This is a genomic window from Rhizomicrobium sp., from assembly GCA_037200385.1.
Classification (GTDB): domain Bacteria; phylum Pseudomonadota; class Alphaproteobacteria; order Micropepsales; family Micropepsaceae; genus Rhizomicrobium.
In genome coordinates this window covers 166165-188557 of the sequence record JBBCGL010000001.1, presented here as the reverse complement: position 1 = coordinate 188557, position 22393 = coordinate 166165, and the positions used below count along the sequence as shown (strand labels likewise).

Genomic DNA, 22393 nt, shown 5'->3' with positions numbered 1-22393 from the left:
CAACCATCCACCAGGGAAGAAATACCCATGAGCAGAGAAGCCGTCATCGTTTCCTACGCCCGCACCGGCCTCGCCAAATCGGCGCGCGGCGGGTTCAACATCACCCCGACCATGTCGATGGCGGCGCATGCGATCAAGCACGCGGTCGACCGCGCCGGCGTCGACAAGGATCTGGTCGAGGATTCCTACATGGGCAACTGCGCCCATGGCGCGGGCAATATCGGCCGCCAGGCGGCGCTGCTCGCCGGCCTGCCGGTGACCACGGCGGGCGTCTCGATCAACCGCTTCTGCTCGTCGGGCCTGCAGTCCATCGCGATGGCGGCCAACTCGATCCGCGGCGACCAGAGCCAGTGCATCGTGGCGGGCGGCGTCGAGTCGATCTCGATCCCCAACCCCGGCGCCGGCCCCAACAATGTCGACAAGAAGCTGGTCGAGGAATACCCCGCGATCTTCATGCCGATGATCGACACCGCCGACATCGTGGCCAAGCGCTACAACGTCAGCCGCGAGTACCAGGACGAGTACTCCCTGGAGTCGCAGCGCCGCATGGCCGCGGCGCAGCAGGCCGGCAAGTTCAAGGACGAGATCGTCCCGATGCAGACCAAGATGAAGGTCGTCAACAAGGAGACGAAGGAAGAGACGATCGTCGACTATGTCGTCGACAAGGACGAGTGCAACCGTCCCGACACCACGCTGGAAGGCCTCGCGGGCCTCAAGCCGGTCATGGGTCCGGGCAATTTCATCACCGCCGGCAACGCCTCGCAGCTGTCGGACGGCGCGGCCGCGGTCGTGCTGATGGAAGCCAAGGACGCGGAGAAGCGCGGCCTGCAGGCGATGGGCCGCTTCATGGGCTGGGCCGCCGCGGGCTGTCAGCCCGACGAGATGGGCATCGGTCCGGTGTTCGCGGTGCCGCGCCTGCTCGAGCGCTTCGGCCTCAAGGTCGACGACATCGACCTGTGGGAGCTGAACGAGGCGTTCGCGTCGCAATGCCTGTATTCGCGCGACCAGCTGCACATCGATCCGGCGAAGTACAACGTCAATGGCGGCTCGATCGCCATCGGCCATCCCTTCGGGATGACCGGCGCGCGGCTGACGGGCCATGTGCTGATGGAAGGCCGGCGCCGCAACGCGAAATACGCGGTCGTCACGATGTGCATCGGCGGCGGCCAGGGCGGCGCGGGGCTGTTCGAGGTGTTCAACTGAGAACGGCGGTCGCCGATTGAAATGCGAAAGGCCGGGGCGGAAGCGCTCCGGCCTTTTTTGCTTTTCCATATTCCCTCGCCCCGGCTTTGAGCGGGGAGAAGGGAGACGTTGGATGTCTTAGAACGCGGTAATCGAAACATCGACCGTGAACTGCTTGCCGTCACGTTCCAGCAGCAGCCGTTTGCTCTCGCCGGGCCTGCCGTGGAGCGCACCCAGCAGCTGTCCACGCGTCGCGGTCGCCGTGTCGAGGTCGCCGATCTTCAGCAGCTTGTCGTCCGGCTGGACGCCGGTGACGGTTTCGCTTCCGTCCTTGCGCGCGACGGCGGCGATGCGGGTCTCGCCGTTCCGGCGGCCGAGCACGATGCCCACCTGGTCGAGATCGCCACCGTCCAGCGGCGACTGCTCTTGCCAGTAGCTCATGCGGCGCGGGTAATCGATGCTGAGCTTGAAATGCCGCAGCACGTCGCCGCCGATGGCGCCCTCGACCGGCTCGCCCGCCTTGGGCGCATAGATGCGGTCCCAGAACAGGCCGGAGATCCAGCCGGCGAGCAGGCCGTCGCCGGCAGTCTGCGCCACGCCGACATGGGCGAGCGTGAGCGGGCCGACATGCACGTCGCGCAGCACCAGCACGGGCACATCGGCGTCCTGGCCGTCCATCAGATAGTTCGCCTCACCGATGCCGCCGACGCCGCGCAGCCAATCGGGATGCGGCTTCGTCCACACGCCCGCATCGCGCACCAAGCCCCAGCTTCCGCCATTGTCGAGCACGAAGGGATGCCGCGTGCCGTCGCTCACCACGTCGACCACCGCGACGCCGCTGTGCGGCGCGATGCGCAACGGCACGGCAATGCCTTCGGGCGCGGGCGCGCCGGGCGGCGCCAGGGTCATGGTGCGCGCCGCATAATCGTAGGTGACGACGAAATGTTGCAGCAGGCCGGGCGGAATCTCGGCCTCCACCGGCAGCGGCGCCGCGAAGCCCGCCATCATCCCGCCCTCGCCTTGCGCGGCCTTCGCCATGTCGGGCGGGCCGGCGAAGGGGTCGAGGCCGATGGTCAGGCTGTTGGCGATGCTCTCCGGCTGCACCGCGGCGCCGTCGAGCGCGATGTCGAGCGTGCCGAAAGCGATGTGCAGCGGCGTTCCCGGCTTAGGCGCCAACTCGCGGAACAGCTTGTTCGAGAGCACGAAGGCGCCGGCGCCCATGTTCACGAAGGCGAGCGCCTCGCGCCGGCTGCCGTCGGGGCGGATGAACGCGATCTCCACGAAGACGCGGTTGTCGTCGAACAGGAAGGGCATCGTGGCGGCCGCCGCCGGCGGCGCGGCACTCACACCGGCCCGCATATCGGCGATGGGCGGGAAATGAACGCATCCGCCCAAGACGCAGAACAGCATCGCGCAAAGCGCGTTTTTCCGGTGCATGGTCTCAGGTCCCTCGTCTAGCCGGCCTTCTTGAGCCGGGGCTTGCCCGCGTCGGGCACATATTCGAGCAGGTCGCCGGGCTGGCAATCGAGGCGGCGGCAGATCGCCTCCAGCGTGGAGAAGCGGAAGCCGCGCACCTTGCCCGACTTGAGCAGCGACAGGTTGGATTCGGTGATGCCGATGGCGCGGGCGAGCTCGTTGGAGCGGATCTGGCGCTTGGCCATCATGACATCGAGGCGGACGACAATAGCCATCAGACGAACGAATCCCTTTCCTGCTCGATCTCGCGCCCGAATTCCATCACCTGGGCGATCGCGAAGACGATGAGGCCGAGGAGGAGCGAATAGAGCAGCAACGGCTGCGCCCAGGCCCTGTCGGTGCCGCCGGCCGCACGGAACAGCAGGTTGGCGGCGAGCTTGGCGGCCGGCCAGAGCACAAGCCACAGGCCGACGCGCTTCAGGTGCCGCGCGTTGTCGCGGGCGAAGACGACACCCCGCGCATAGACGCCGAACAGCGCCTGCAGATGCAGGCAGATGAACACGACGGGCGCCATCGCGATCAGGATGTCGACGAAGCCGGCGAGACGGGTGAGGAAGGACTGGCTCGCCAGCACGATCATGCCGGGCACCGCGGCGGCGGGATGCGGCAGCTCCAGCGATGCGCCGCCGGCGCCGATCAGAACATGATCGGCGAAGAAGAAGATCACCGCGAAGGCGCCGACCACCCAAAGCAGCGACAGGCCGGTCAGCGCGGCGAACAGCAGCGAAAGGCCGCGACTGAGCCGCAGCAGGCGGCGATGCGGTGTCGCAACGGGCGCCGTCTCCTCCTCGAAAGCCGCGAACTCGACGACGTTGGACATGCCTTAGGCTCCGCGAGCGTCGCGGATTCAATATTACGGCAAAAAATTTCTGTCAAACAGAAAAATTATACTATCGGAAAGATAGGCATGCGTTTGCGCCTTGCCTTCACAGTCATGGCCCGCAACAGCGGGCCATCCAGTTGGGCCCGGAGCACAAGCATCGACGATTGAGGCCGTATCACCTGGATGGCTCGCTTTCGCGGGCCATGACACGTTGGCGCTGGGGTGGTCGAACGGCCCTACGTCAGCGCCTCATACGCCGTCCGCTGGAACATCGGGAGCGCGATGCGACCGCCCATGCGCTGGCCGGCGGCGAGGTTGGCGATGGCGCCGGGCTCCAGCGGCATCGCGTTCTGGATCAGGTAGATCAGGATCAGGTCGTTCGCCGGATCGGCCTGCCACCAGGTGCCGAAGGCGCCCGGCCAGCCGAAGCTGCCGACGCCGCCCATGCCGAGGAAGCCGAGCTTCTCCGGCGCGTCGATCACGCTGACGCCCAGGCCGAAACCCATCCCGTCCCACATCGGGATCATCCCCAGGAAGGGAATGGCGCGCTGCGCCGGCGTCAGGCGGTTGGTGCACATCAGTTCGATGGTGGCGGACGAGACCAGGCGCGTGCCGCCGAGTTCACCCTTGTTCAGCATCAGGCGCGCGAATTTGAGGTAGTCGTCCGCCGTGGACACCAGCCCGCCGCCTCCGCCGCAGAAGGCGGGCGGCACGTCGTATTGTTTGAAGGGCAACGGCTCGAGCACGTTCTTCTCGTTGTTCATGCGATAGACCACCGCGGCGCGCTCGCGCTTCTCCGGCGGCACGTAGAAGTCCGTGTCGGACATGCCGAGCGGCCCAAAGATGCGCTCGACCAGAAAATCGCGGAACGGCATGCCGGCGATGCGGCCGACCAGGAAGCCGAGCACGTCCGTCGAATGGCTGTAGTGGAAGCGCTCGCCGGGCTGGTAGAGCAGCGGCAGGCCCGCTAGCGCCTTCATCCAGGCATCGGCGGTCATATCGTTGTTGAGCACATCGCCGAGCACACGCTGATACTCGTGTGCGATGGGGCCGAGCGACGAGAAGCCGTAGGCCAGGCCGGAGCGATGGGTGAAGAGATCGTCGAAGGTGATGGCGCGCGCGGCAGGGACGGTGTCGGTGAGCGGGCCCTGGGCGTCCTTCAAGACCTTCAGGTCGGCGAATTCGGGCGCCCATCTGGTGATGGGATCGTCGAGCTTGAACCTGCCCTCCTCCATCAGGATCAGCGCGGCGAGGGAGGTGACCGGCTTGGTCATCGAAGCGATGCGGAAGATCGTGTCGCGCGTCATCGGCTTCTCATGCTCGAGGTCGCGGTGGCCGATGGTCTCGACCTGCGCGATCTCGCCATGGCGGAAGAGCAGCGTGACGAAACCCGAAAGATCGCCGGATTCGGCGATCGGCCGCAGGGTCGGCACGATCCTGGCGAGGCCCTCGGCGGAGAAGCCTTTAGGATTGGAGACGATCTTGTCCATGGCGGCGTTCCTCGATGGCGTTCTGGCGCGATGGTGGCAAGGAATGACGTCGGAGTCACGGCTGCGGATTCGGTATCGGCGGACGTCCAAGTGCGGCGTTCGGTATGGCGCGGCGCGCTTGCCGCGTTGCACAAATCAAGGCAAGGTCCGGGCGTTGGGCTGCGAAAGAGGGACGTTTTGGGCGCGGCCGATGCCGAGTATCGTTTTACTCCGGCCGAGCGGCCGCTGTTTCCCGGCTCGGCTTTCACACCGACGCATTCGGTCCCTCGCCGTGTCGCCTATGCTTGTGTCGGCGTGCTGATCGGCTGCTCGGCGACCTTCACCAATGCGCTGGTCAACGTGAACGCCGGCAATCTGGCGGGATCGCTCGGCCTTACGCTGGCCCAGGTGAGCGTGCTGCCCGCGATCTATATCGCGATGAACGCGACGGCCAATCTGACGCTGGTCCGGGCCCGTGCGAAATTCGGCATTCCGGAGGTCACGCTCGCGCTGATTGCGCTCTATGCCGCCGCGGCGTTCTTCCAGCTGGTCGCTCCGGGCTTTGCGAGCGCCATCGCGGTGCGCGCGGCGTGCGGCGTGATGGCCGCGGGGCTGACGACGCTGACGATCTATTACCTGATGCAGATCATGCCGGTGCCGCTGCGTCCGCTCGCGCTGGTGATCGGCATCAGCCTCACGCAGCTCGGCACGCCGTTGGCGCGGCTCGTCCCGCTGGACGTGCTGAGCACCGACCGCTGGCAGGGCCTGTCGCTGATCGAACTCGGCACGGCCCTGGCCGTCGCCGCGGCGATCCTGGCCGCGCCGCTGCCGCCCAGCGAGCGCAGCAAGGCGTTCGAGCCGCTCGATTTCATCACCATCGGCCTGATGGTCCCGGCGTTCCTGCTGATCTGCGTCGTATTGGGCGAAGGACGGCTTCTATGGTGGACCGACACGCCCTGGCTCGGCTGGGCGCTGGCCGGCGCCGTGCCGCTGGTCGCCATCGCCGTCGCGATCGAGCACAACCGCGAACATCCGCTGATCCAGACCCAGTGGATCGGCAGCCGCGACATCCTGCGGTTCGTCGCCGTGGCGCTGCTGGTCCGGCTGGCGCTGGCCGAGCAGACCTATGGCTCGGTCGGCTTCCTGACCTCGGGAGGCCTGACCAACGACCAGCTCCATACGCTGTTCGTCTATGTTCTCGTCGCCATGGTGCTGGGCGCCGCGGTCGCCTGTGCGACGCTGTCCGAGCAGCGCCTGCCCTATCAGGTCCTGGTCGCGGCGCTGATCATCGCGCTCGGCGCCTGGCTGGACAGCCATTCGACCAGCATCACGCGGCCCGAGCAGCTCTATCTAAGCCAGTCGCTGATCGCGTTCGGCACGACGCTTTTCATCGGACCGACGCTCGCCTACGGCTTCATACAGATGTTGAAGAAAGGTCCGACGCATCTGGTGAGCCTGATCGTGGTGTTCGGGATGACGCAGAACGTCGGCGGGCTGGCCGGCTCGGCCATCCTCGGGACGGCGCAGGTCATGGAAGCGAAGGCGCATGCCGCGGCGCTGGCCGAGCACCTCGTCGCCGCCGATCCGCAGGTCGCGGGACGCATCCAGGCCGGCGTCGTCGTGCTGTCGGGGGTGCTGGGCGATCCGGTGCTGCGCGGCGCGCAGGGCGCCGGTCTTCTCGGCCGCGCGATGGCGAGCGAGGCGAACACGCTGGCGTTCAACGACGTGTTCCGCCTCGTGATGTGGTTCTCGCTCGCGACGGCGGCCTATCTGGGATATCTGATCGCGACCGGCGCAAGACGGCGGCGGCGCGAGGCAATGGCGGCAGCACATGAGCGAATCTGAGACACCCCCGGCGCCGCCCGCCCGCTTCTGGCATCCGCCCCTGCGCGATACGCGCACGACGATCGCGATCGCGGCGCTGGCCGTCGTCGCCATGCTTGCGATCTTGTGGGCCTGGGGCCTCTTCCCTTTCGGCGGCGCCATCGAGGTCACCGACAACGCCTATGTCCGCGGCCGGACCACCGTGATCGCGCCGCAGGTCGCCGGCTATGTCGTGGCGGTCGAGGTCCGCGACTACGATCAGGTGCGAGACGGCCAAGTGCTGGTGCGGATCGACGACAGCATCTATCGCGCCCGCGTCGCGCAGGCGCAGGCCTCTCTCGCCGCCGCGATCGCCGCGCTCTCCAATTCCGACCAGGCACGCGCGTCGCGCATCGCCGGCCTCGCCAATGCGCATGCCCAGCTCGAGCGCGCCCAGGCGGACATGGCGCGCGTCGACGACCTGGTGCGCGACGGCTCGGTGTCGCAGCGCGAGCGCGACCAGACGCGCGCGGCGCTCGCCCAGGCGCAGGCCGGCGGCCAGATCGCGGTGCAGGACATCCGCACCGTCGATGTCGGACGCGACGGGTTGAAGGCGCAGGTCGAAGCGGCGCGCGCGCAATTGCGGCTGGCGGAGATCGATCTCGAGCACACGGTGATCCGTGCGCCGGAGGCCGGCCAGGTCGGAGAGGTCGGCGTGCGGCTCGGCCAATACGTCACCGGCGGTTCGCAATTGCTCTCGCTCGTGCCGCCCGACCGCTGGGTGATCGCCAATTACAAGGAAGACCAGACCGGTCATATGGCGCCCGGCCAGCCTGCCGCGGTGCGCGTCGACGCGCTGGGCGGCCGGCGCTTCGGCGGCCATGTCGAGCGCCTGTCGCCGGCGGCGGGCTCGGAGTTTTCCGTGCTCAAGCCCGACAATGCGACGGGCAATTTCGTGAAGGTGCCGCAGCGCATCGGCGTGCGCATCGGGCTCGATCCGAACCAGCCGGGTGCCGAGCGGCTGCGGCCGGGCATGTCGGTGGAAGCCCGCATAGACACCGGCGGCGGACCATGAGGCGCGCGATCGGGCTCGTCGGCGCCGCCCTGCTCGCCGCCTGCGCCGGCCCAAGACCGGACGCGCCGCCGCAGGCCGCGGTGACCGCGCCGCAAGCCTGGCGCGCCGATCCGGCCGCGGCGCAAGCCGGAATAGGCGCCGCCTGGTGGCAAGCCTTCGGCGATCCGGTTCTCACGCGCACAGTGGAAACGGCCCTCGCCGACAATGTCGACATCGCGGCGGCGGCGGCGCGCGTCGCCGAGGCGCGGGGCCAATTCCACCTCGCCCAGGCGCAACGCTGGCCGAATGTCAGCGGCTCCGCCGGCGGCGGCCGGGACCGCGAGGTCAATCCGGGCTTCGGCATCCCCGAAGAGCAGACCGCCGGACAGGCGGAATTGTCGGTCTCCTACGATCTCGATCTCTTCGGCCGCCTGGCCGACGCCAGCGAGGCGGCGCGGGCGCAATTGCTGTCGAGCCAGGCCGCGCGCGACAATGTCCGCCTCGCCGTCGCGGCGTCGGCGGCGTCGGGCTACATCGCCCTTCGCGGGCTCGACGCGCGCCTGGCCGTGCTGCGCAAGACGCTGGCAGCCCGCGCGGAGTCGCTGAAGATCGCGCGCCGCCGCGCCCAGGTCGGTTATGCCTCGCAGCTCGATCTCGCCCAGGCCGAAGCCGATTACCGCGCGGCCGAGCAGCTCATCCCCGCCGCCGAACTCGCCATCACCCGCCAGGAGAACGGCCTCAGCATCCTGCTCGGCGACACGCCGCGCGCGATCGCGCGGGGCCTGGACCTGGACAGGCTTTCGCATCCGACCGTGCCGCTCGCCGTGCCCGCCGCGCTGATGCGGCGTCGGCCCGACATCCTTGCGGCGGAAGAGCAGCTCGCGGCCGCCGATCACTCGCTCGACTCGGCGCGCGCCGCCTTCATGCCGGATGTGCGGATTTCGGCCGATGGCGGCGTCGTCGGCTCGACGCTGATCAGCAGCCCGGTCGGGATATTCTCGCTCGGCGGCAGCATCCTGGCGCCGATCTTCGACGCCGGCCGGCTGCAGGCCCAACAGGAGACCGTCGCCGCCCGGCGCGACCAGGCCGCCTTTGCCTATCGCAAGACGGCGCTGACGGCGTTCCGCGAAGTCGAAGACGCGCTGGCCGCGATACGCCGGCTCGACGAGCAACAGGCTTCGCTCGCCGCGCAGCGTGTGACGCTGGCCCGCGCGCTGGCGCTCGCCACCAACCGTTATCGCGCCGGCTATTCCCCCTATCTGGATCAACTCGATGCCGAGCGCGGCCTGCTGGCGACCGAACTCGCACTCGTGCAAGCCGGCACCGACCGCTTCACGGCCACCGTCGCGCTCTATCAGGCCCTCGGCGGCGGCTGGGCCGCAGATCTCTAACGGTCGCCGCCGGGTTCCGTCCTTTCGTCGAAGGCTGCGCCACGAAAGTTTCCTCGGTCGGCGCGGCAAAGGCGCTGACTCGGCGTCAGCATTTGACCTTGAATTCCCTGGCGTTTCCGGCCACAGAAGGGTCGCATCCCAACCGGTGACCCCATGGCTTTCGAAGGACTCATGAAGGGCAAGCGTGGCCTCATCATGGGCGTGGCCAATAACCGCTCCATCGCCTGGGGCGTCGCCGAGGCGCTGCACAAGGCAGGCGCGGAACTGGCGTTCTCCTATCAGGGCGACGTCTTCAAGAAGCGCGTGGTGCCGCTGGTCGAGCCGCTCAAGCCCGCCGCGCTGATCGATTGCGACGTGAGCAACCAGGGTTCGATCGACGGCGCCTTTGCGGAACTCGCCAAGATCTGGCCGTCGCTCGATTTCGTGGTGCATGCCATCGGCTTCTCCGACAAGGACCAGCTCGACGGCCGCTATGTCGACACCACGCCGGAGAACTTCCGGATGACGATGGACATCTCCTGCTACTCGTTCACCGCGGTGGCGCAGCGCGCCGAGAAGATGATGACGAAGGGCGGCGCGATGGTGACCCTGACCTATTACGGGTCCGAGAAGGTGATGCCGCACTACAACGTGATGGGCGTCGCCAAGGCGGCGCTCGAGGCCTCGGTGCGCTATCTCGCGGAGGATCTGGGCAAGAAGGCGATCCGGGTGAACTCGATCTCGGCCGGTCCGATCAAGACGCTGGCGGCGAGCGGGATCGGCGATTTCCGCTACATCCTCAAATGGAACGAGTACAATTCGCCGCTCCGCCGCAATGTGACGATCGAGGAGGTCGGAAATTCGGCGCTGTATCTGCTGTCGGACATGGGCAAGGCGGTGACGGGCGAGTGCCTGCATGTCGACGCCGGCTATCACATCGTCGGCATGAAGGCGATCGACGCGCCGGACATCACGGTCGCCAAGAGCGATGGCGCTTAAGCTCCCCGACGGCATCACGCTCTTTTTCGCGCGGCACGGCCAGACCGAGGCGAATGCGCGGCATCAATTCTCCGGCGTGAAGGACACGCCGCTCACCCCCCTGGGCGAAGCGCAGGCGCGCGACGTCGGCGCGATCCTCGCGCGCACGCTGGGCCACGAGCCGGCGCTCGATTTCGTGTCCAGCCCGCTGCAGCGCGCCAAGACGACGATGCAGATCGTGCGCGTCGCGGCGGGCCTGCCGCAGCTCGGCTACCGCACCGACCCGCGCCTGATCGAGATCGACCTGGGGATATGGGACCAGCTCACCGACGACGAGGCCAAGGCGCTCGATCCGGCGCTCTATGAACGGCGCAATGCGGACAAATGGCATGTGCGGGTGCCGGGCGGCGAGAACTATGCCGATGTCGCCAAGCGGATCGGAAGCTTCGTCGCCGATCTCGCCACGGACACTTTCGCGGTAAGCCATGGCGCGACGACGCGCATCCTGCGCGGGCTGTTCGCGGGCCTGGACTGGAAGGCGATGTCGAGCCTCGACGAGCCGCAGGGCTGTGTGTTTCGCGCGCGCGGGGGCGAGGTGGTAAGGTTGGATGTTCGGCGCTAATTGTCATCCCGGCCAGACAATGGAGCTCTCGGTGATCAACGTCCGCGCCCTCACCCTCTACGTCGTCCGTCATGGCGAGTGCGAGCACAATGCGGAAGGCCGCTTCGCCTCGCACGACGATTCGCCGCTGACCGCGAACGGCCGCGCCCAGGCGCGCGCCAATGGGCGGCTGCTGCGCGCGCTGGCGGGCGATCCGGCGGCGCTGGATTTCCATGCGAGCTCCCTGCACCGCACCTGCTGCACGATGGAATTGCTGCGCGAGGCGGCGGGCCTGCCGGCCACCGGCTATCGCGCCGACCACCGGCTGATGGAGATGCATGCCGGCGACCATATCTGGACGCTGCGCAGCGCCCTCACGCCGGAGGACGACCGCCGCTTCGGCGCCGATCCCTGGAATTACCGGCGCGAGCGCGGCGAAAGCCAGGCGATGGTGCATGAGCGGGTCGGGCGCTTCCTGGCCGGTCTCACCCGCGACAGCGTGATCGTGAGCCATGCCGTGCCGGTGCGCATGCTGCGGGCGCATTATCTCGGGCTTTCGCCGGAGGACGCGGTGCGCTACGAGCATCCCAATGCCGGGCTGCTCCGGCTCAGCCATGGCGCCGAGGCCTATTTCGGCGAATAGAGAGCATGTCGCACAACACGTTCGGCCATCTCTTCCGCGTCACGACCTTCGGCGAGAGCCATGGGCCGGCGATCGGCTGCGTGATCGACGGCTGTCCGCCGGGCATCGCGCTCACCGAAGCGGACATCCAGGACGACCTCGACCGCCGCCGCCCCGGCACCAGCAAATTCGTCACCCAACGGCAGGAACCGGATACCGTCCGCATCCTCTCCGGCGTCTTCCAGGACGAGCGGATGCCCGCGCAGGTGACGACGGGCACGCCGATCGCGCTGCTGATCGAGAATGTCGATCAGCGGTCGAAAGACTATGCCGAGATCCGCGACACGTTCCGGCCCGGCCACGCCGACTACACCTATATCGCCAAATACGGCGTGCGCGACTATCGCGGCGGCGGGCGGCAGAGCGCGCGCGAGACCGCGAGCCGCGTCGCGGCCGGCGCGGTGGCGCGCAAGGTTCTCGCATCGCTCTATCCCGATGCCCGCGTGCGCGGGGCACTGGTGCAGATGGGCACCAGCCATATCGACCGCGACCGATGGGACTGGGCCGAGGTGGCGCGCAATCCGTTCTTCTGCCCCGACCCGGGCGCCATCGATCCGTGGACGGCGTATCTCGAGGGGGTGCGCAAGGCGGGCTCCTCGGTCGGGGCGGTGATCGAGGTCGTGGCGGAGGGCATCCCGGCGGGGCTGGGCGCGCCGATCTACGCCAAGCTCGACGGCGAGCTGGCGGCGGCGATGATGAGCATCAACGCGGTGAAGGGCGTGGAGATCGGCGACGGCTTCGCCGCCGCGGCGCTCAGCGGCGAGGAGAACGCCGACGAGATGCGGGCCGGAAACGACGGCAAGCCCCGCTTCCTCGCCAACCATGCCGGCGGCATCCTGGGCGGCATCTCCACCGGCCAGCCCGTGGTCGTGCGCTTCGCGGTGAAGCCGACCTCGTCGATCCTTTCGCCGCGGCGGACGGTGGACGTGAACAACGCCGAGACCGACATCCTGACCAAGGGCCGTCACGATCCCTGCGTCGGCATCCGCGCCGTGCCGGTGGGTGAGGCGATGATGGCGATCGTGCTCGCGGACCAGGCGCTGCGCCAGCGGGCGCAGAACGGCTGATCTCACACGCGGTTATGGGCCGTCGCCGGACTTCAATTCCGGCGAGTCGTACCGTAACCCACGACGACGGCGACGCTTTCAGGCGCACCGTCCGGAACCGTGAAACCGATGCGGGTGCCCTGCCCCGCGCTGTCGCGGCAATAGGGCGCCTGCACCGAGACCGTGTTCCCGCCAATCGACAGTTCGGCGACAATGACGATGGTGCCGTCTGGCAAATGCAGCGGGGTGCCCTCCGCCTTCGGATCGGGGGCGCCGCCGAGCGGAATGCTGATGCCGAGGCCGACCCCGCCGCCGCCCTCATGCGAACCATGCGAACCTTGGCCTTCATGGGTGCCGCGGCCCCCACCGCCGCCGCCGAACAGGCCCCCGACGCCGATACTGACGCCGCGGTCGCTCTTCTTCGCCGGTGTCAGGAGCTTTTCTAGGGCCGCGGCCAGGCTCTTGCCGTCGACCACGACGACATAGTTGCCGGGCGCCAGATTGCGGAAGGTGACGCTGCCATCTGTGTTCGTCGTGCCATGAGCTATGATCCCCTCGGGATCATGATCCAGGCCGACCGGAATGCTTGGGATACCAATACCCGCCACGGCCGCCGTGCTCGCCAATGCCAGCGCGGCGCAGGCGAGCGCCGCCCGGATCAAAGTCGTTCTCATGATGTCACCTGCAAGGATTTCAATAGGACGTGAGCACAAGGGACACCGCCTGGTCGGAAATGCTCGCGCCCATATCGCCCGGCTTGCCGGCGAGCCTTCCCGGACTCGCCGGCTCGGGGATCGTGAAGCCGACGCGGATGGCGCCGCCGGCGCCGTCGCGGCAAACGGGCACCTCGAAGCTTAGCTTCGTTGCCGGCGTCGTTCCGTGGACGGTCGGCATCGATGGCAACAGGAGGGCGATGAGGACGGCGATGATGCCGGGCGACCCATCGCTGCCTTTGTCGCCGCCGTTCGCCTTCGCGGACGGCTGTCGTTTGTCCAGCGATGCGATCAGGACCTTGCTATCGATCACGATGGAATAGGTGCCGGGCTTGAGGCCGCGGAAGGTGACGGTGCCTTTGGCGTCCGTCGCGCCGTGCGCGACGAGCTCCAAGCAATCGGGCGGGCAATGATCGACGCCCACGGGAAGGCCCGAGATGGGCGTCACACCGGCAAAGGCCGACGTGGCCGTCAGCACGATCGCGGCACAGGCGAGCGCAACGGCACCAAACAGTTTCATGTTCATATGCTTCTCCAGAGACTCAAGTAATTTCGTGCGGCGTTGGTGTTTTTCCGTTGGACGCGCAGAGACGCTCTACATGTTTCCCCAGCGGTCGAAGATCGTCACCATCAGCCAGCCCGGGTTTTGCTTGATAGTCGCGCCGATGTTCAGTCCGCGCTTCGCGGCATCGGGGCAGTAGGGCACTTCCAAAAACGTGCTGGTACCTGTGCCCCAATTGGCCGTGTTGCCGTCGTTGACCAGGCGGGGCGGCTCGCCCGGAAGCGTGATGTTGATCGCGGTGATCGGATTGTCCTGCGGCCCGGAGCCCTGATCGCCGCTGCCGAGCGGAATGTTCAGGCCGACACCCACGCCGCCACCGCCGCCATGTGAATCGTGACCCTCATGGCCGCTGCGGCCACCGCCGCCGAACAGGCCCCCGATGCCGACGCTGACGCCGCCGCTCTCCTTCTTCGGGGGTGTCGGCGCCGCGCGCTCGGTTGCCGAGACGAGACTCAGCCCATCGATGACGATCAGGTAGTCGCCTGCGGGGAGCCCCTTGAAGCTGACCTGGCCGTCGTCGTCGGTGCGCGCGCGCGCGACCACCTGCCCCTTCTTGGTGGTGACCATAACGCCGACACCGCCGAGGCAGACATGCGGCGGCGGACAGAGCGACGTGCCGCCCTCGGCGGCCATGACGGGCTGGCTCGCGAACGCCAGGACGGCGCAGGCGAGCGCCGCGCGGATGAGGTGCGATTTCATAGGCTTCTCCGACAAAATACGGCGCTTCGCGCGCCGTCCTTTGTCCTATCCGGCAGCGCACCCGTCGAGACACCTCGCCTGGTGCAAACGGACTAGCAGGCTGTTGAAGAAGTCTTTTGCCGACGGGCGATGAAGGGGATGTCGTCGCCGTTTTGGAGGGAGATTTCGCCTTCGAGGGAGTCGTCGGTTTTGATCTCGGCCCATCCCTCGCCGGAAGCTTCGTCCATTTCGTCGTTTCCTGACCATTCGAACTCGATGGCATCGCTTGCGCAGGCGCCCTGGAAGGAACCGGTGAGGCAATCCAGGGCGAACTCGCCCCCATCCTTATCGAACAGGATGTAGGAGCCCGGCCCGGCCATGTCATATCCCGGCGTCTCGACGACGCGCCATTTGCCCTTCAGCGTCATGCCGGCACCGCCAGGAGTTTGGGCAGGCGGATGAGGTTGTAGGCGGACAAGGCCATGACGAAGGTGGCATTGACACGCGCCAGCCCACGGACCTTGACCTTGGCCAAGCCGGCCGATGCCTTGATCCAACCGAACACCTCTTCGATGCGCTTGCGGCAGACTTGGCTCACGGCATAACCGCAATGGCGCAGCGTCCGGTTGTCGATGGCCGTCTTGCGCGGCTTGCCGGTCTTGCTCAAATGCCCATCGATGGCGACGTGCGGCGTGATCGCGCGCGCCCTAAGCGCCTCGACGAAGGCCTCCACGTCATAGGCCTTGTCGGCGCCTAGCGTGATCCGCCGTCGTCGCCGGGGACGATGGCGATCCACCAGCGTCAGCGCTTGGTCCCGTTCGGCCATGCCGTTGGCTTGGCTCGCCTGGCCTAAGACCGCCAGGCCGTGGCGGTTCTCCATCAGCGCATGCCCCATGTAGCAGAGCTTGGCCGGCTGGCCATCGCCCTTCTTGTAGAGCTTGGCCTCAGGATCGGTCGTGCTCTCATGGGTCTCGTTGGAGCGTTTCTCCTTGTGGAAGCTGCGCTCGGCGTTGCGGCCCGGACCATCCTGGTCGTTGTCGGCGCCGTCCTTCCTGCGGAAGCTCTTGAGCGAAGCCCACGCCTCGATCAGCGTCCCATCCACCGAGAAGTGCTCGCTCGACAGAAGCCGCTTCACTCGAGGCTGAGCCAGGATCGCGTTCAGGAACTTGGCCGCGATGTCACCTTGAAGCAGCCGATCCCGGTTCTTCGAGAACACCGAGTGGTCCCATGCCGGATCATCCACCCCAAGCCCGACGAACCAGCGGAACAGAAGGTCAAACTCTATCCGTTCCATCAGCAGCCGCTCCGAGCGCACACCGTAGAACGCCTGCAACAGCGTCGCCCGCAACAGCTTCTCCGGCGCGATCGAGGGACGGCCAAAGTCCGTGTAGAGCTCGTCGAAGTCCTTCGACAGATCCATCAACGCCGCGTTCGCAATTTCCCGGATCACCCGCAGAGGATGGTCATGGCGAACCCGGGACTCCAAATCCACGTAACTGAACAGCGCCCCGGACCGCTCGTCGCTTCCACGCATCGTCCATCCCTCGGCCGACCCGCCCAAAGGGAATCACGATCCCAAACGCGCCGCCAGAGACTTCTTCAACAGCCTGCTAGGCCAAACGGGAGAAGAGCTGCACCGCTTCGGCCTGGCTCGCCGTGCCGCTCTTGCGGAAGATCGCCTGGAGATGGTTGCGCGCCGTGTTGGGCGCCATGCCGGCATCTGCCGCCGCGCCGGCGAGCCCCGCGCAGCGCACCAGCGCGATGGCGAGATCGGCTTCGCGTTCGGTGAGACCGAAGGCGGCCATGAGCAGGCTTTTCGGCGGCACGCGCACTGCGGCGAGATCGTGAATATGCATGACGGCGGCGATGCTGCCGCCGGCGAGAAAACAATCGAACCGCGGCGCCGCCATAATGCGCAGCACATAGGGCCGCCTGCCGCCGCGGCGCGTTAGGAGCATCTCGCCGCCAGGCTGAGCCTCGGATGGCGGCGCGATCGCCGTAGCATTCGCGATCAGGCTGCGCAGGCGGCGGGTTTCCGGCCCGCGCTGCGTCGTGACTTCGCCGCGCGCGAAGGCAAGACCGTCGCCGGCGCCGAGAATCGCGTGTGCCGCGTCGTTCATGAAGCTCGGCTGTCCCGACGCATCGAGCAGGATCACGCCGTCGGCCCGCCGCGCCAGCGCGTCGAGCAGCGCGGCCTGGGTCGCCGCGCGCTCCTGGACGACCTGTCCGAGCGTCAGCGCCTGCGCCATGTGCGGCGCAAGACGGCGCCAGGCACCGATTTGAGATTGCGAGACGTGGCCTTCGGCCTCCGTCCGGAAGAGCGCGATGGAGGCCACGATGCCGCCGGGAAGACCCATGACCGCGCCGATCTGATATTTGACGCCGAGTGCGGCGCTACAGGCGCGGGCGCCGGGGTCGCGATTGATCGCCTCCACGTCGTAGAGCGCCTGATCGAAATAGATCGCGCCGGGCGGCACCTTGCGGAAATAGGGCACGCGCGGATCGTTGCGGTAGATTTCGCCCGTGTAGAACTGCGCCGCGAAGTCGGTGGAATAGCCGTGGACATCGAAGCCCAAAAGACGTTCCTCGCCATCCAGCAACTGCACCACGGCCTTGCTCGAGCCGAAGTGCTCCGCAAACGACTCCAGGGTTGTGGCCCAGGGCAGATCCCCGAGCGCGGCGGCATAGAGGCGCCCGACAAGGGCGTCATGCTCGTCACGTCCCAACATGAACATCCCCCACGCAACGCAAAGACAGGCGCCAGACAGGCTAAGCCGAATGCGCCCTTGGCCACAACGCAGACCCGCCGCGCGGCAATGCGCGAATGGCCGTGAGGCGGTGCCTATGAAATGAGCATCAGCGCCAGGCCGGCAGCTGCGCCGCGACGTTTGCGCCGATCGAGAGCTGCGGCTCCGAGGGGTACGCGTTGATTTCGGCTTCCTTGCGGCTGACGCAAGCCCGGATGGCGCCTGCGAGACCGGGGAAATCGCCGGCGCGGCCGATGCTGTCGAGCCAGCAATTGTCGAAGAAGGTGTAATGGTCGTTGTCGCCGCAGCCGAAGGACGGCCGGTCGGGCCGCGCCGCCGTCATCACGAAGCGGTTCGGCGCCGCCAGCGCGGGCACGAACACGCCAGAGAAGCAGGCGGCGACGAACACCACGGTCGGGCGGCTGCCGCAGGCATTGTCGATCACCCGGCCCATGCTCTCGGGCGAGAACACGCCTTCGCCCAGCACGATCCCCTCCGGCGAGCCATGGCTGGTGAAATAGACCAGGCAGCCGCCCGTCGTCCGGTTGGAGAGATCCCACAGATCGTTGGCGATGGTCTGCTTGTCGGAATGCTCCGTACCCGGATGGCTGTCGGACTCCACCGAGAACTGCAGCAGGTTCGCCGGCGCGAAGCCGATGCGCAGAAGCTGGGCCGCGATGTCGCGGCGGCCATTGTCGAACACCTGGGACGGGTTGCCGGAATGGGAATGATCGTCGCCGGACACCACGATGGCCGCCCAATTGGCGAAATTCGCCGCCTGTGCGGCCGGCGCGAGCAAAGCCCCGCCGAGCAGCGCCAATGCGAAGGCCAGATATCTCATGACCGTCCCCGTGCGTCCCCTACCGCGCGAACGCGGCCACCAGCTCAATATGCGACGACCACAGGAATTGGTCTACGGGGGTGACGGTTCCGATCTTGTAGCCGCCGCTCACCAGGATCGCGGCGTCGCGGGCGAAGCTGGCGGCATCGCAGGAGACATAGACCAGACGGCCCACCTTCGCGGCGGCGATCTGGCGGACCTGCGCCTCCGCGCCCGCACGCGGCGGGTCGAGCACGACGGCATCGAAGGCGTTCAGCTCGAGAGGACCCAGCGGCACCTTGAAGAGATCGCGCCGCGCCGTGGTGACGGGCTTGAGGCCGGAGGCGGCGCGGGCAGCGGCGGCCAGCGCGTCGAGCATCGCCTGCTCGCGCTCCACCGCATGGACCCGGGCCCGCTCGGCCAAAGGCAGCGAGAAGGTGCCGCAGCCCGCGAACAGATCGGCGACATGCTTGGCGCCCTTCGTCGCCGCCAGCACAAGGGCGGTGAGCGCCGCTTCGCCCTCGCGCGAAGCCTGCAGGAAGGTGTCCGGCGGCAGCTTCACCTGCGCCTTGCCGAAGCGGACGACGGGCGCGGCGCTCTCGAAGGCGAGCCGGGCGTTCCAGGTGATACGGCTGGCCTTGAGCGCCGGGGCGATGCGGCCCAGCGCGGCCGTCAATGCCGGGGTGAGCTTGGCCTGGGCCCGGAAGGCGATGTCGAGGCCGTTGTCGCATTCGGTGGCGCGGGCTTCGGCATCCTGCCCGTCGGCGAGGAGCGGCAGCATCGCGGTGCGCAACGCCGCGACCAGCGCAAACAGCGCCGGGCGCAGCACCAGGCATTCGTGCATGTCGACGACGCTGTGCGATCGCAGCGGATGGAAGCCGACCGCGATGCGGCCGGCGCGGCGCTGGACGTTGAGCACGGTGCGGCGGCGGGTGTGCGACGGGACGGTGACGACCTCCGCGACCGCGGCCTCGACGCCGGCATGCTGCAGCGCGCGGACGACCGCATCGCGCTTTTGTGCGCGATATTGCGCTTCCGGCACGCTCTGGAGCGTGCAGCCGCCGCAGTCCCCGACATGGCGGCAAAGCGCGCTCACACCTTCTTCGCGGCGATCAGATATTCGCGGTTGCCGTCGCCGCCCTCGACCGGGCTTTCCATGCGGCCGGCCACCGTCCAGCCCGCCTGGTCGGCGATCCAGGCGGCGATGTCCTTCACCGCCGCGTCGCGCGCCTCGGCGTCCTTGACGATGCCGCCCTTGTCGACCGCGAAGCGGCCGACCTCGAATTGCGGCTTCACCAGCGCCACCAGCCAGGCGCCGCTCGCCGCCAGCGCCAAGGCGGGCGGCAGGGCGAGCTTGAGGCCGATGAAGCTGACATCGATGACGACCGCCTGCGGCGGCTCCGGCACGTGGTCGCGCGTCAGGGCGCGGGCGTTGACGCCTTCGCAGGGAACGACGCGCGGATCGCGCCGCACCTTGGGATGCATCTGGGCGTGACCGACATCGACGGCATAGACCTTGGTCGCGCCGCGCTCGAGCAGCACCTCGGTGAAGCCGCCGGTCGAGGCGCCGACATCGAGGCAGATCAGCCCCTGCGGCGACAGCTCGAAGCGGTCGAGCGCCGCGACCAGCTTCAGCGCGCCGCGCGAAACATAGGGATGCGGCTTGACGTATTCGATGGTGGCGTCGGGATCGAGGGTGCGCGACGGCTTGTTCACGATCTCGCCGTTGACCTTCAGGCGGCCGGAGCGGATCGCGGACTGCGCCTCGGTGCGGCTCTTGGCATAGCCGTTGCGCACCAGAAAGACGTCGGCGCGGAATTCGTCGCTGGATGGCGTGCTCATGGCGTACTCGCTTTATGCGAGACGCGCGGCCATCCCAAGAGGCGCGTCCGCTCGATTGTCGATTTGCGCGGGGCACCTGGGCCACGGCGCGCGGGAGAAGCATGCAACAGGGGTGGGTTGTGCGTCCACCCTCTCCGCGAGGGCGGGTCGGAAATCAGGCGATCCTGCCCGCCGCCTCCGCTTCGCGTTCGCGGCCCAGCGCATTGAGCACCGTCGCGACGATCGCCTTCGAATCCAGGCCGGCCGCCTCATACATGCGGTCCGGCGTGTCCTGGTCCTGGAAGCGGTCCGGCAGGACCATCGGGCGGACCTTGAGCCCATGGTCCAAGAGGCCTTCCCAGGCCAGGAACTGCATCACATGGCTGCCGAAGCCGCCCACCGCGCCTTCCTCGATGGTGATCAGCACTTCGTGCTGGCGGGCCAGGCGGCGGATCATGTCGGTGTCGAGCGGCTTGGCGAATCGGGCATCGGCGACCGTCGCCGACAGTCCGTAGCCGGAGAGTTTCTCCGCCGCCAGCAGCGCCTCGTGCAGGCGCGTGCCGTAGGAGAGGATCGCGATGGACGAGCCTTCCTTCCAGATCTTGCCCTTGCCGATCTCCAGCGGCACGCCGACCAACGGACGCTCGATGGTGCCCCAGCCCTCGCCGCGCGGGTAGCGCAGCGCGGACGGACGGTCGTCGATCACCGCCGTGGTGGCGACCATGTGCACCAGCTCCGCCTCGTTGGCCGCGGCCATCAGCACGAAGTTCGGCAGCGTGCCGAGATAGGCGATGTCGAAGGAGCCCGCATGGGTCGCGCCGTCGGCGCCGACCAGGCCGGCGCGATCCATCGCGAAGCGCACCGGCAGCGACTGGATCGCCACGTCGTGCACCACCTGGTCGTAGGCGCGCTGCAGGAAGGTCGAATAGATCGCGCAATAGGGCTTCATGCCCTCGGCCGCGAGGCCGGCGGCGAAGGTCACCGCATGCTGCTCGGCGATGCCGACGTCGAAGGTGCGCGTCGGGAAGACCTGCTGGAAGAGATCCACGCCGGTGCCCGACGGCATCGCGGCGGTGATCGCGACGATGCGGCTGTCCTTCTTGGCCTCCATGATGAGGCTCTCGCCGAACACCTTCTGGTAGGCGGGCGCCTTGGAGTTGGATTTCTTCTGCTCGCCGGTGATGACGTCGAACTTGGTGACGCCGTGATACTTGTCGGCGGAGGCCTCGGCGGGCGCGTAGCCCTTGCCCTTCTTGGTCACGACATGGACCAGCACCGGGCCGTTCTTCATGTCGCGGACATTCTCGAGCACCGGGATCAGGTGGTCGAGATTGTGGCCGTCGATCGGACCGACGTAATAGAAGCCGAGCTCCTCGAACAGCGTGCCGCCGGTGACCATGCCGCGGGCGTATTCCTCCGCCCGGCGCGCACCGACCTTCATCGGACGCGGCAGGATGGAGGCGATCTTCTTGCCGAGGCTGCGCAGGCCGCGATAGGTGTGGCTGGAGACGAGGCGCGCGAGATAGGCGCTCATCGCCCCGACCGGCGGGGCGATCGACATGTCGTTGTCGTTGAGGATCACGATCAGCCGCGCATCCATCGCGCCGGCATTGTTCATCGCCTCATAGGCCATGCCGGCGCTCATCGCGCCGTCGCCGATCACCGCGACGACATTGTTCGCGCCGCCCTTGAGATCGCGCGCCACCGCGAAGCCGAGGCCGGCGGAGATCGAGGTCGAGGAATGCGCCGCGCCGAACGGGTCGTATTCGCTCTCGGCGCGCTTGGTGAAACCCGACAAGCCGTCGCCCTGGCGCAGCGAGCGCATGCGGCTGCGGCGCCCGGTGACGATCTTGTGCGGATAGGCTTGGTGACCGACGTCCCAGATGATCTTGTCCTTCGGCGTGTCGAACACGTAGTGCAGCGCGGTGGTGAGCTCGACCACGCCGAGGCCGGCGCCGAGATGGCCGCCGGTCACCGAGACGACGTCGATCATCTCCCTCCGCAGCTCGTCGGCGAACTGGCGCAGATCCTTTTTGTCGAGCGCGCGCAGCTGATGCGGCTCGTTCACGCCGTCCAGAAGTGGCGTCTTGGTCGGCTGCCCCATGGCGAAATCGTCTCCGCGAGTCATACGCTTGTGTTGCATTGCGAAAAGTCGGCCTTTTCAGACCGCAAATCAACGCAAATCAGGACGAGCCCAGATCCACCGGTTCCGCGCCCGTTGCGCCGCCGGCGCCATGCACGATCTTCTCCAACCGGCTCTCCGCCGCCTTCAACTTGGCTTCGCAGTGCAGCTTGAGGGCCTGGCCCCGCTCGTAGAGGGCGATGGAATCCTCCAGATCGACCTCGCCCTGCTCCAGACGCGAGACGATGCCCTCCAGCTCCTTGAGGGCGAGTTCGAAACTGAGCTGGGCGACCGGAACGGCGTCCGGCTTGCTTTTTGCGGTCATGTCTTGCTCCATCGCGCTGAGCGCCGCCGGTCATATCCGCGTTTGCCGCGGGTGACAATTTGCGGCGACGGTGGGGCCGGGACGGCCGCCGCATGGCCGGTTCCTGCCGCGACAGCGCCCG

The 22393-nt window shown here is 67.7% G+C and carries 23 protein-coding genes; 8 read left to right on the top strand and 15 right to left on the bottom strand.

Annotated features, from left to right (window positions below):
* Nucleotides 1–27: 27 nt before the first annotated feature.
* A complete protein-coding gene (locus WDM91_00700) occupies nt 28–1203 on the top strand; it encodes an acetyl-CoA C-acyltransferase (GenBank protein MEI9993083.1) in 1176 nt (391 codons plus the stop codon).
* A gap of 117 nt (nt 1204–1320) precedes the next feature.
* Here the strand turns inward: WDM91_00700 and WDM91_00695 are convergent, their stop codons facing one another.
* From WDM91_00695 to WDM91_00680, 4 genes are all read right to left on the bottom strand, one after another.
* Nucleotides 1321–2619 (bottom strand): hypothetical protein, encoded by a 1299-nt coding sequence (locus tag WDM91_00695; GenBank protein MEI9993082.1) that lies wholly within the window; start codon nt 2617–2619, stop codon nt 1321–1323.
* 17 nt (nt 2620–2636) lie between these two features.
* Nucleotides 2637–2873: a helix-turn-helix transcriptional regulator gene (locus tag WDM91_00690; protein ID MEI9993081.1), complete on the bottom strand. Its 237-nt coding sequence runs from the start codon at nt 2871–2873 to the stop codon at nt 2637–2639.
* A complete protein-coding gene (locus WDM91_00685; GenBank protein ID MEI9993080.1) occupies nt 2873–3478 on the bottom strand; it encodes a DUF2975 domain-containing protein in 606 nt (201 codons plus the stop codon). The genes WDM91_00690 and WDM91_00685 overlap by 1 nt, the downstream gene beginning before the upstream one ends.
* A gap of 239 nt (nt 3479–3717) precedes the next feature.
* Entirely contained in the window at nt 3718–4971 is a 1254-nt protein-coding gene (locus WDM91_00680; GenBank protein MEI9993079.1) for a serine hydrolase domain-containing protein, read from the bottom strand.
* A gap of 177 nt (nt 4972–5148) precedes the next feature.
* Between WDM91_00680 and WDM91_00675 the strand changes: the two genes are divergently transcribed.
* The 7 genes from WDM91_00675 to aroC all read left to right on the top strand — a co-directional run bounded on the left by WDM91_00675 (nt 5149) and on the right by aroC (nt 12505).
* Nucleotides 5149–6795: a hypothetical protein gene (locus WDM91_00675; GenBank protein ID MEI9993078.1), complete on the top strand. Its 1647-nt coding sequence runs from the start codon at nt 5149–5151 to the stop codon at nt 6793–6795.
* Nucleotides 6782–7828 (top strand): HlyD family secretion protein, encoded by a 1047-nt coding sequence (locus WDM91_00670; protein MEI9993077.1) that lies wholly within the window; start codon nt 6782–6784, stop codon nt 7826–7828. The genes WDM91_00675 and WDM91_00670 overlap by 14 nt, the downstream gene beginning before the upstream one ends.
* Nucleotides 7825–9198 (top strand): efflux transporter outer membrane subunit, encoded by a 1374-nt coding sequence (locus tag WDM91_00665; protein ID MEI9993076.1) that lies wholly within the window; start codon nt 7825–7827, stop codon nt 9196–9198. The genes WDM91_00670 and WDM91_00665 overlap by 4 nt, the downstream gene beginning before the upstream one ends.
* A gap of 171 nt (nt 9199–9369) precedes the next feature.
* Nucleotides 9370–10176: an enoyl-ACP reductase FabI gene (fabI, locus tag WDM91_00660; protein MEI9993075.1), complete on the top strand. Its 807-nt coding sequence runs from the start codon at nt 9370–9372 to the stop codon at nt 10174–10176.
* A complete protein-coding gene (locus tag WDM91_00655) occupies nt 10166–10777 on the top strand; it encodes a histidine phosphatase family protein (GenBank protein MEI9993074.1) in 612 nt (203 codons plus the stop codon). Before fabI ends, WDM91_00655 begins: the two co-directional genes overlap by 11 nt.
* A gap of 31 nt (nt 10778–10808) precedes the next feature.
* Entirely contained in the window at nt 10809–11399 is a 591-nt protein-coding gene (locus WDM91_00650) for a histidine phosphatase family protein (GenBank protein MEI9993073.1), read from the top strand.
* A 5-nt stretch (nt 11400–11404) separates the two neighbouring features.
* On the top strand, nt 11405–12505 hold the full coding sequence (gene aroC / locus WDM91_00645; GenBank protein ID MEI9993072.1) for a chorismate synthase: 1101 nt from the start codon (nt 11405–11407) through the stop codon (nt 12503–12505).
* A gap of 32 nt (nt 12506–12537) precedes the next feature.
* On the opposite strand, the gene WDM91_00640 is transcribed toward aroC, so the two are convergent.
* From WDM91_00640 to WDM91_00590, 11 genes are all read right to left on the bottom strand, one after another.
* On the bottom strand, nt 12538–13146 hold the full coding sequence (locus tag WDM91_00640; GenBank protein ID MEI9993071.1) for a hypothetical protein: 609 nt from the start codon (nt 13144–13146) through the stop codon (nt 12538–12540).
* 31 nt (nt 13147–13177) lie between these two features.
* The gene (locus WDM91_00635) at nt 13178–13723 is read right to left on the bottom strand and encodes a hypothetical protein (GenBank protein ID MEI9993070.1); all 546 of its coding nucleotides are present in this window, start codon (nt 13721–13723) and stop codon (nt 13178–13180) included.
* A gap of 69 nt (nt 13724–13792) precedes the next feature.
* A complete protein-coding gene (locus tag WDM91_00630; GenBank protein ID MEI9993069.1) occupies nt 13793–14458 on the bottom strand; it encodes a carboxypeptidase-like regulatory domain-containing protein in 666 nt (221 codons plus the stop codon).
* Nucleotides 14459–14550: 92 nt separating this feature from the next.
* Nucleotides 14551–14865 (bottom strand): hypothetical protein, encoded by a 315-nt coding sequence (locus WDM91_00625; protein MEI9993068.1) that lies wholly within the window; start codon nt 14863–14865, stop codon nt 14551–14553.
* Complete coding sequence (locus WDM91_00620; protein MEI9993067.1) at nt 14862–15971, bottom strand: IS5 family transposase; 1110 nt, start codon at nt 15969–15971, stop codon at nt 14862–14864. The genes WDM91_00625 and WDM91_00620 overlap by 4 nt, the downstream gene beginning before the upstream one ends.
* Before the next feature lie 76 nt (nt 15972–16047).
* Nucleotides 16048–17166, bottom strand: a complete 1119-nt coding sequence (locus WDM91_00615) for a hypothetical protein (protein ID MEI9993066.1) — start codon at nt 17164–17166, stop codon at nt 16048–16050.
* 127 nt (nt 17167–17293) lie between these two features.
* Nucleotides 17294–18025, bottom strand: a complete 732-nt coding sequence (locus WDM91_00610) for a C13 family peptidase (GenBank protein MEI9993065.1) — start codon at nt 18023–18025, stop codon at nt 17294–17296.
* A gap of 19 nt (nt 18026–18044) precedes the next feature.
* Nucleotides 18045–19100 (bottom strand): hypothetical protein, encoded by a 1056-nt coding sequence (locus WDM91_00605; GenBank protein MEI9993064.1) that lies wholly within the window; start codon nt 19098–19100, stop codon nt 18045–18047.
* Nucleotides 19097–19846, bottom strand: coding sequence for a TlyA family RNA methyltransferase (locus WDM91_00600; protein ID MEI9993063.1), 750 nt, complete (start codon nt 19844–19846; stop codon nt 19097–19099). The genes WDM91_00605 and WDM91_00600 overlap by 4 nt, the downstream gene beginning before the upstream one ends.
* A 154-nt stretch (nt 19847–20000) precedes the next feature.
* Nucleotides 20001–21953 carry a 1-deoxy-D-xylulose-5-phosphate synthase gene (gene dxs / locus WDM91_00595; protein MEI9993062.1) on the bottom strand — a complete coding sequence of 651 codons (1953 nt, stop codon included), beginning with the start codon at nt 21951–21953 and terminating at the stop codon, nt 20001–20003.
* 55 nt (nt 21954–22008) lie between these two features.
* On the bottom strand, nt 22009–22272 hold the full coding sequence (locus WDM91_00590) for an exodeoxyribonuclease VII small subunit (protein ID MEI9993061.1): 264 nt from the start codon (nt 22270–22272) through the stop codon (nt 22009–22011).
* Nucleotides 22273–22393: the final 121 nt, after the last annotated feature.